General features: G+C 26.8%; 5 protein-coding genes. All 5 read right to left on the reverse strand.

Annotated features, from left to right (window positions below; all coding sequences use genetic code 11):
- Positions 1–290: 290 nt before the first annotated feature.
- The 5 genes from BLU40_RS17120 to BLU40_RS17140 all read right to left on the reverse strand — a co-directional run bounded on the left by BLU40_RS17120 (position 291) and on the right by BLU40_RS17140 (position 3,580).
- Complete coding sequence (locus BLU40_RS17120) at positions 291–818, reverse strand: hypothetical protein (protein ID WP_090126654.1); 528 nt, start codon at positions 816–818, stop codon at positions 291–293.
- A 157-nt stretch (positions 819–975) separates the two neighbouring features.
- Positions 976–1,614: a hypothetical protein gene (locus BLU40_RS17125; RefSeq protein ID WP_090126658.1), complete on the reverse strand. Its 639-nt coding sequence runs from the start codon at positions 1,612–1,614 to the stop codon at positions 976–978.
- Positions 1,615–1,913: 299 nt separating this feature from the next.
- Positions 1,914–2,291: a hypothetical protein gene (locus BLU40_RS17130; protein WP_090126661.1), complete on the reverse strand. Its 378-nt coding sequence runs from the start codon at positions 2,289–2,291 to the stop codon at positions 1,914–1,916.
- Between the two features lie 759 nt (positions 2,292–3,050).
- Entirely contained in the window at positions 3,051–3,251 is a 201-nt protein-coding gene (locus BLU40_RS17135; RefSeq protein ID WP_090126665.1) for a hypothetical protein, read from the reverse strand.
- A gap of 2 nt (positions 3,252–3,253) precedes the next feature.
- Entirely contained in the window at positions 3,254–3,580 is a 327-nt protein-coding gene (locus tag BLU40_RS17140) for a hypothetical protein (protein WP_090126668.1), read from the reverse strand.
- Positions 3,581–3,842 lie beyond the last annotated feature (262 nt).

Consider the following 3,842-nt stretch of genomic DNA (forward strand, 5'->3'; position numbering starts at 1 on the left):
GTTCAGCTGAATTTAGCGTTTTGAACTTATCAAAATCAGGAATAATTTCTGTTTCATAATCATTGTTATCTACAAATGAAAATTCTATAAAATTTTCCTTTATCATCGGTATTTTATATGGTCTTATTATCATTTTCTGGCATTATGTACAACGGGTTTGTGTATGTTTTGTAGCGTTTTTAAGCTACTAATTTACTAAATAAATCACTAACGTAGAAAATCCGATAGGATTTTCGTAAATGTGCTAGAACCAAGCTATAAAATATAAACAGTGTTGTGTGTTCGTACTTTTACCAACTAATCCTTGTAACAATTACAGATTTATGATCATTCAAAAATCCTACGAAATAATATCTATCATTTTCAGGCTCTTTAACATATTGTCTTGAATATTCCATTCTGTCTTTTTTCCTCTCAATATAATCAAGTTCGTTACATCCCACTTTATTTTCTCTTTTTTCAAATCCGTATTCTTTTAGTTGGTTTTCAATTCTGTCTAAATCATTATTCTCAAATTCTGCTAAAAAGGAAGATGAATAATCTCCAAAGTGGTCAGGAAATGATGCTGATTTATATTTAATTTGTCCACTTACCGGAAATTCCATATTCGTAACTTCTTTAAAGTCTACCTTGTAAAAATCTGAAGAAGGATAAATTGAATCATATATAAAATATCCAACTATTAAAATCGGAATCAATGAAATCAATCTTAATCTTTTATCAAATCCTTTCTTTTTAATCCACCAATTAATCAAATAAGAAATTCCAATCGGAATCCCAATAACTAGAATGATTGTTAAAATTATGAAAACTATCATATTAATCTTTTTCAGTATGACACACAACGGTTTTTGGTATGGAAAGTTGCGTTTTTGAAAACGTAATTTTCCGATGTTTAAATTTAAGTTATTTATTTTTTAGAAACATTCTATTTTATTAAATTTAGCAATTTTTTATACCAGTTGTTGTACTGCGTTATTTGTATTGGTTACATTCTATTCTTGTAAAATATTTTTTATAAATAATCTCTTGTTTGTCGGATATTGTCAAATTTGTTTTTCCTTTATATAGAAAGTTATATAATTTTTCGCTTTCTCCGTGAGCATATTTTATCACGTATGATGGTTTTTTCGATAATTTATTCTTATATATTTTTCTTGGTTTTAAACCGTTACTTGATAAGTATTTTTCAATTTCTGATATAAATTTATAAGAACCAATTACAATTGAAGAATAAACTCTATCCTCATAGATTGTTACATTTCCACTACCTGCCCAACAACCTCTTAAAAAATGAGATTTAAATTTATCTTCTAATTTTGGAAATTTAACATTTAAGTTTTTTTCAATAGTTAATCCAAATTTTAATAAATCATTTATAATTATTTGATTCCCAATATGAATAAAATAGATTTTGGTTTGAACAGAATCTCCATAATTTTTTTGTTCTCTTTTTTGAATTTTAGCGTCTGTTTTTAATATTTTCTTTAATTTTTCAATTTGTGTAATATGTTTACTATAAATTCTTAAAAAATATTGGTTTGTTTTCTTATTGAGTAGGAAATCTCCATCTGTAAAAATATAACCCAAAAGAAAAGCGCCTTGAGCACTCATTTTGCTAAATATTTTTTCATTGAATGAGTTTTTTTTTCTTTCTATCGGTATTCTATATAAGAGTAAATATTTTCGGATTTTGCTTGTAGTTAGTTTATTCTCTAAAGAAATTTTTCGAATAGACTTATTTTCAATTACATACTCATTTATCAGAAAATTTGACTTAATCTCTATTTGTTGATTTAAATTATTCTCAATTTGCTGACTAAAACATTTTTGGCAAAGATTTTTATAGTAATACGGAGATTCTTTTATTCCACAATTTTTGCAAACCTTTTTCATAATCATCGAGTAATTTGTTATTCACGAATAAAATCATAAAATCGGTCACTTAATTCTGAAATCATTTTTTCAGGTAGTTGGTTTACTAAATCTTCATCAGGTGAGATTTTAAGTTCAGAAGTAGAATCATTCCCTCTTTCTTCTAAAATTATTTCATATGGACTTTCAAATTCTGTATTCTTATATTTAAAAGTTAAAAAGACATTTTCAAATTCAGAATCTACTAAAGTGTAAAATACTTCTTTTTCTCTAAAATTATCGGTTAAATTGTTTCCTAAACTTAATTTATCAGCTAAATAATTTTCTTTTAAAATTTGAATTAATTCAATAGTAATTGTTTCAGATAGATCTCTATATCTTGATAATCTTCCATCTGTGTTATGTGGTGTTCCCATTTTTTATATAGTTTTTTCGTTCGTTGAATAATGAAGTACAACGGTTTAGGATAACCAAAGTTGTGTTTAAGTTATCGCAATTTTTCGTTTTATAAAATTAATAAAATAAAAGTTAAGAAACATTCTATTTAGCAGAAAGCAACAATTTTGGTTATGCAATGTTGCTTGTAGCAGCTTTGCATTTTGGTGCTAAAAAATCATACGTAGCAATTTTCATTCATAGATTTTTTTAATTCTCAAATTTATCTTTTTAGTTATATTAATCTTAACTATTTATTTCAAATCGAGTTTTCTCTCACATCTCAGCTAGTTCTCCGATATCATTGCTCAAAATCCTCCGTTTTGCTCATTTTACACGTTTCAACTAGAAATTCGTAGTTGTGCTAAAATCGTTCCGTTTTAATGAGTTTTTTGCGTTTCAATTTATCATTAATATAATTCTCAAATTAATCAAATTTTATTTCTGTTTGATAGAGTAGAAGAGTGATCAGAATTTTCCCTCATTAATAATTTTTTCACGCCTCTGTCAGACTAACTATTTTAATCTTAAATGACTAAAATGTGGATTTCAGAAGTGAAATCCGCTGTTACAAGCAACGGGTTTGTGTATGTTTTGTAGCGTTTTTAAGCTACTAATTTACTAAATAAAATACTAACGTAGAAAATCCGATAGGATTTTCGTAAATGTGCTAGAACCAAGCTATAAAATATAAACAGTGTTACCTGCAGGCTTTTTATTAGCTCGTTATTTTGGTTTTCTCAATATCTTTTCAGAAGTTGAAGTTTATCAATTTCTATCATTTCTGTTTGTCCATTCGAATGATTACTAAATCTAAATGTACCATTTGATGAATTATATTCATTTTCATAGATTGCAGAGATTCCTTCTCCTTTTTCATTCATAATGTAAATCATTTCTCCTGCTTTCAATTTTAGTTCGTTAAATACATATAAACTCATTCTTACTCTTTTGATTTTTGTTCGTGAAAATATTCATATGCGTAACCTTCTATTTCTCCATTTAATTGATTTCCGTTTTCGTCTTTCAGTTCATACATTTCTTGTATTCCACCAATCGAGGCGCAACCGTCTAAACCCAAAAGGATAGTGTAAAAAACATCAGTCAAAGTAGAATTCATAATTTTTTCAATTACTACACTTTGCTCTTTAGTCAGTTTGAGTGATTTAATTAGTTGTCCAACTTCAGTTTCGGGATTTTCAGATAAATATTCTTTTAGTAAATCCTGTTTTTCGGTGTAAAATGCTTTTACTAATTCTTCTGTTTTCATCGGTTTTCAGCTTGCAGGTAACGGTTTTTGGTATGTTTTGTGGCGTGATTAAGCAATAAATTTAGTAAATATTTACCGACCAAGAAAATCCCTTTAGGATTTTCGTAAGTGTGCAAAAACCAAGCTATAAAATATACCAGTTGTTGCCTACTTTGGCTATGCATTTTGGTGCTAAAAAATCATACTGTTGTCATTTTTATTCTGTGTTTTTTTATTAACTTAAATTTATCTTTTTAGTTTAATTAATCTTAAAATCATTATT

It is taken from the genome of Lutibacter oricola (genome assembly GCF_900106565.1).
Lineage (GTDB): Bacteria > Bacteroidota > Bacteroidia > Flavobacteriales > Flavobacteriaceae > Lutibacter > Lutibacter oricola.